This is a genomic window from Acidisphaera sp. S103 (assembly GCF_009765975.1).
Classification (GTDB): domain Bacteria; phylum Pseudomonadota; class Alphaproteobacteria; order Acetobacterales; family Acetobacteraceae; genus Rhodopila.
The window spans coordinates 1-4,514 of sequence record NZ_LMUJ01000064.1; the positions used below are offsets into that span (position 1 = coordinate 1).

At 66.6% G+C, this 4,514-nt stretch carries 6 protein-coding genes; 2 read left to right on the forward strand and 4 right to left on the reverse strand.

Going from position 1 to position 4,514, the window contains the following annotated elements; genetic code table 11:
* Window positions 1-246: 246 nt before the first annotated feature.
* The 3 genes from GSQ89_RS22285 to GSQ89_RS22295 are packed head-to-tail and all read right to left on the reverse strand — an operon-like array spanning window position 247 to window position 2,808.
* Window positions 247-909, reverse strand: a complete 663-nt coding sequence (locus tag GSQ89_RS22285) for a YggS family pyridoxal phosphate-dependent enzyme (protein WP_158929363.1) — start codon at window positions 907-909, stop codon at window positions 247-249.
* Between the two features lie 7 nt (window positions 910-916).
* Window positions 917-1,294, reverse strand: coding sequence for a DUF6165 family protein (locus GSQ89_RS22290; RefSeq protein ID WP_158929365.1), 378 nt, complete (start codon window positions 1,292-1,294; stop codon window positions 917-919).
* Window positions 1,291-2,808, reverse strand: a complete 1,518-nt coding sequence (locus GSQ89_RS22295) for a tetratricopeptide repeat protein (RefSeq protein WP_158929368.1) — start codon at window positions 2,806-2,808, stop codon at window positions 1,291-1,293. The genes GSQ89_RS22290 and GSQ89_RS22295 overlap by 4 nt, the downstream gene beginning before the upstream one ends.
* 66 nt (window positions 2,809-2,874) lie before the next feature.
* Between GSQ89_RS22295 and GSQ89_RS22300 the strand changes: the two genes are divergently transcribed.
* The gene (locus tag GSQ89_RS22300) at window positions 2,875-3,453 is read left to right on the forward strand and encodes a hypothetical protein (RefSeq protein ID WP_158929370.1); all 579 of its coding nucleotides are present in this window, start codon (window positions 2,875-2,877) and stop codon (window positions 3,451-3,453) included.
* On the forward strand, window positions 3,453-3,740 hold the full coding sequence (locus GSQ89_RS22305; RefSeq protein ID WP_158929372.1) for a 2Fe-2S iron-sulfur cluster-binding protein: 288 nt from the start codon (window positions 3,453-3,455) through the stop codon (window positions 3,738-3,740). Before GSQ89_RS22300 ends, GSQ89_RS22305 begins: the two co-directional genes overlap by 1 nt.
* 12 nt (window positions 3,741-3,752) lie before the next feature.
* Here GSQ89_RS22305 and GSQ89_RS22310 read toward each other — a convergent pair whose 3' ends face one another.
* Entirely contained in the window at window positions 3,753-4,148 is a 396-nt protein-coding gene (locus GSQ89_RS22310) for a DUF1801 domain-containing protein (RefSeq protein ID WP_158929374.1), read from the reverse strand.
* Window positions 4,149-4,514: the final 366 nt, after the last annotated feature.

Below are 4,514 nucleotides of genomic sequence, written 5' to 3' on the forward strand. Positions count from 1 at the left end.
ATGCGCGACAATTGGTGCAAACAAATCAGGAAACCTGTTACCCATGTGCCCGGTCTGAAGTGTTACCAAGGTGCCCGGTTGTAGAGGCCTTCGCCCGCCATGACGGGTGCGCAACGATGCCGATGGACGGGTGCGCAACGATGTCGATGGAACGGTTGCGCGGCGGCCGATTGCTGAACAACAACGTTGGTTAGTGTTGGTCTCCCAGGGTCATGGAGGCGGCGGTCGGAGATAGTCTTCTGATGATCACCGCGTGCCGAAGATTGCGCTGCCTACCCGCACCCAGGTTGCGCCGCAGGCGATGGCGATCTCGAAATCGGCGGACATGCCCATCGATACCGTTGGCAATCCGTGGCGCGCGGCTCGGTCGGCCAGCCAGGTGAAGTGCGGGCGGGGGTCTTCGCCGTGCGGCGGGACGCACATCAGGCCGGTCAGCGTTGCACCGAAGCGGGCTTTGCATTCGTTGATGAAACCATCCGCGTCGTCGCGGGCGATGCCTGATTTCTGCGGCTCCGAACCGGTGTTTACTTCGATCAGCAGTTTCGGGGTGCGGTTTTCGCGGGCGATCGCGGTTTCGATCGCGTCGGCCAGTTTCGGGCGGTCGAGGGACTCGATCACGTCGGCGATGCGCACGGCGTCGCGCGCCTTGTTGGTCTGCAAACCGCCGATGATGTGCAGGCTGAGCGGATACTGTGCGCGCAACGGCGGAAACTTGCCGGCGGCTTCCTGCACGCGGTTCTCGCCGTAAACCATCTGGCCGGCGGCGAGGGCGGCAGTGACCGCTTCAGCCGGCTTGGTCTTCGACACGGCGACCAGGGTGATGTCCCCGGGCGCTCGGCCGGCGGCGATGGCGGCGTTGGCGATGCGGTCCTGGACGCGGCGGAGGTTTTCGGCGATCGAGTCGGTCATGGCGGGATTAATACGCCGAATACTGCTTTTCCTCCACCAGGGCCGATCCCAGGCGGCGGTTGAGGGCTTGCTTGATGCGGCCGCGCTCATCGTTTTCGTGGTAGACCGCGCGCGCCAGAGCGACGAAGCCGGGGCCGAAATCGCCGGCGGCTTCTTTTTCGCGGATCAGGTCCTCGATCCGCCACAGCTTGGTGTTGACCGCCCGCAATGCCGCCATCAGTTCCGGCACGCCGGTGGCGACGGAGGCGGGTCGCCGCAGCAGGTCCAGTTCGCGAGCGGCGTTATCCCGAGCGGACGGGGTGCGCAGGCGGAGACATTTGATTTCGAGGATGACGATCTTGTCGAGCAGTTCGCCCCAGGAGACCGGAACCAACGGACTGGTCATCGCGGCAGCGCCTGCGCCATCGCGGCGAACACGGGTGCCCAATCGCCGTGCCGGCTTTGCCGGAACAGCCGCATGGTCGGGTACCAGGGGCTGTCGGCGCGGTCGAGCATCCAGCGCCAGTCCGGAACGAACCGCAAAGCCACCCACACCGGACGGCCAAGCGCACCGGCGAGATGGGCGATCGACGTGTCGGAGGTGACGATCAGGTCCAGGCTGGCCATGACGGCGGCGGTGTCGAGGAACGCATCCGGCCCGCTGTCCAGACCGTCCAGGGTTTCGACCGGAAAGCCGGCCGCCACGATCTGTGCCTCCGCTTCGCCCTTTTGCAGGCTGATCAGGCGGACGTTGGGGACAGCGGCCAGCGGTTCGAACAGGGCCAGTGGGAACGACCGGCCCTTGTCCTCAAAGCGGCCTGGGAAGCCCTGCCAGTTGATCCCGATACGGAGGCCGCCGGCGCCGATACGGCCGCGCCAATGGGCGACGCGATCCGGTTCGGCGAACAGATATGGCGGCTGGGCGGCTGGCAAGTGGGTGCGGGCGGGCAGGCTGAGCAGGGAGACCACGGTGTCGATGGTTGGGGGGGGCGCGCCGTCGGGGATCATCGGCGGCAGAGCCGGGTTGCTGGACAGCAGGCGGATCAAGCGCGGCGGGGCCTCGAACAGGATGTTGCCCTCGATCGACGGCAGGTAGCGCACGAACTGGATGACGTCACCGAGGCCCTGTTCGGTGTGGACCAGCAGGCGGCGGTGACCGAGTGGGTCACCTTGCCACTGTGGTTGGCTGAAGGCGCGCGGTGGGATGGCGCCGGCACGGAAGCGTTGTTCCCACCCGTCCCAGGCTTCCGGGGTGCGCCCCAGTAGATGCATCAGCAGCGACCAGTTGTAGCGCAGCACGGGGCTGTCGGGGGCGAGGCGCAGGGCCTGGTGCAAGGTGGCCTCGGCATCGGCGAAGGCACCGCGTTCCTTCTGCACGCTGGACAGGTTCACCAGGGATTCGGGTTCCGGGGGTGCCTGGCGCAGTGTTTGTTCGGCTTCTTCCAGCCGGTTCGCCTGGCGCAGGGCCATGCCGAGGTTGTTGAGGACGTCGGGGAGCGCCGGCTTCAGCCGCAGGGCCGCCTGGTAGGCATCGATGGCGTTGCCGGGTTGGTCGGCGTCGCTGAGGGCATGACCCAGCACCTGATGGGCCTCGGCGCTGTGCGGACGGGCACGCAGCACCGGCCGTATGGCGGCGGCGGCATCCAGTGGGCGGTTCAGGGCGAGCAGTGTGTGGGCGCGCGTGACCTGGAAGTCGGCGGCCGGTTTCAGGCCGATCGCCTGGTCCAGCAGCGTCTCGGCGACCGCCGGGCGTCCGGCCTGAAGCGCCAGGGCGCCCAGGGCGTGCAGCGCATCGGCGTGCCTGGGCATCGCCGCGATCACCTGGCGGTAGATCTGTTCGGCCTCCGCCAGCCGGCCGATCCGGTGAAGCTGCTGGCCCTGGCGGAAGACGGTGTCGATCTGTTGCGACCGTTTACTCATGCGGATGGGAGTAGCGCCGGGCGGTAGGATTACGCAATGATAGGCTCAAACAGGAGGGAACCGGCGATGAGCAAGCGGCGGACACAGGCGTGCGAGACACTGCTTCGGCGCGCCAGGGCCATCGTCGACACCGAGGGCACCGGTGACGCGGCACTGGGGAAAATCAAGGATCTGCTGGTCGGGCTGGCAAACCGGGGCGAGGCGCTGTTCCCGCGCGGTGCGTTCGCCATGCCGGCGGCCCAGGGGCGCAATCACGTGCTGGCGCTGGAGGACGGCGACGGCATGGGGCTGTACCTGACCATCGGATTGCCGGGGAAGGAAGCCGCGCCGCACGACCATGGCATCTGGTGCGTGAACGCGGCGATTTCCGGCCGGGAAATCCATAAATTCTACCGCCGTACCGATGACGCGAGTCGTGAGGGCTATGCGACCGTGGAGGAGGTCGGTTCGGTCACCGTGGCGCCTGGCCAGGGGATGGCCATGAGCGATCACGCGATCCATGCGACCGAGGTGCTTGGCGACGTCCCGGCGATCGGTTTGGCCTTGTATGGCTACGCGTTGGCTCGTTTTCCGTCGGTGGTGTGGTTTCATCCGGCGTTCACCTCGGTGCGGGCGATGCCCACGCGCCGGGCGGAGGCCGCGTGATGGCGTTCCAGGTCACCATCGCCAACACCGGGGCGACGATCGCCTGTGCGGCGGACCAACGGATCCTGCATGCCGCTGTCGGGGCTGGGGTGGATTATCCGTATGGCTGCGCGACGGGAAACTGCGCGGCCTGTATCTCCGAACTGCGGGTGGGGGCGGTTTCGATGTTGCCCTACAGCGACAACGCGTTGTCCGAGGCCCAGCGTGCCGAGGGCAAGATACTGGCGTGCCGAGCACAGCCGCGGTCGGATGTGGAGGTGGTTTGGCTGGGGCGGGGACGGAAGTAGCGGCGGTTTCCGCTACTGGCCCTTTGTGCCGTTCAGCGCGACGGCGGCACGTATCAGTGCCTTGAAGGCGTCGGCATCGAGCGCGTCATTTTCGTGGATGTCGATGGCGCGCCTGGTGTTGCCTTCGAGGCTGGCATTGAACAGGCCGGAGGGATCGTTCAACGCGGCGCCCTTGGCGAATGTCAGCTTCACGGCGGCCTTGTACGTCTCCCCGGTGCAGATCATGCCGTCGTGGTACCACACCGGAACGCCGCGCCACTTCCATTCCTCGACCACGTCGGGGACGGCCTGTTTGATGAGCGCGCGGACATTGGCAAGGGCGGCGCCTCGCCAGTCACCCAGTTCCTTGATCCTGGCGTCGATCAGGTCGGAGGGGGATTCGCTCTTGGTCGTCGCGCTCTTTGCCATGCTGTCAGTCCCCTTGGCTGTCCTGCGGCTACGCGGACGCGGGGAAGGCGGAACCCGCGCGTTCGTCCGCTCTTTCCTCATTTTTATCACGGAGAAGATCGGAGGACCACGGAGGGCTACGAAGACGCGCCGAATCACGACTTCGTGGCCCGACCAGATATATCGCTGGATCAGCGATCGCAGCGCATCAGCCCAACCAGGCCAGACCGTTACTCTCCAAGTCTAAAATCCAACCGCCGCCCGAAGCCCGCCAACCCTACCGACGTTTCTTGGTTCGGTTGAAGCGCCGTTTCTCCGCCCCGGCCTGCACGATTACCTCGCGCCGAGCGGAGTGGCGGTCAAGACTGGCCGCAGGCCACCGCCGCC

Bases quoted from the DNA above. Each gene is read 5' to 3' on its own strand.
- GSQ89_RS22300 (WP_158929370.1), top strand. From the start codon at position 2,875: ATGAGCAAGCGGCGGACACAGGCGTGCGAGACACTGCTTCGGCGCGCC.
- GSQ89_RS22305 (WP_158929372.1), top strand. From the start codon at position 3,453: ATGGCGTTCCAGGTCACCATCGCCAACACCGGGGCGACGATCGCCTGT.
- GSQ89_RS22285 (WP_158929363.1), bottom strand. From the start codon at position 909: ATGACCGACTCGATCGCCGAAAACCTCCGCCGCGTCCAGGACCGCATC.
- GSQ89_RS22310 (WP_158929374.1), bottom strand. From the start codon at position 4,148: ATGGCAAAGAGCGCGACGACCAAGAGCGAATCCCCCTCCGACCTGATC.
- GSQ89_RS22290 (WP_158929365.1), bottom strand. From the start codon at position 1,294: ATGACCAGTCCGTTGGTTCCGGTCTCCTGGGGCGAACTGCTCGACAAG.
- GSQ89_RS22295 (WP_158929368.1), bottom strand. From the start codon at position 2,808: ATGAGTAAACGGTCGCAACAGATCGACACCGTCTTCCGCCAGGGCCAG.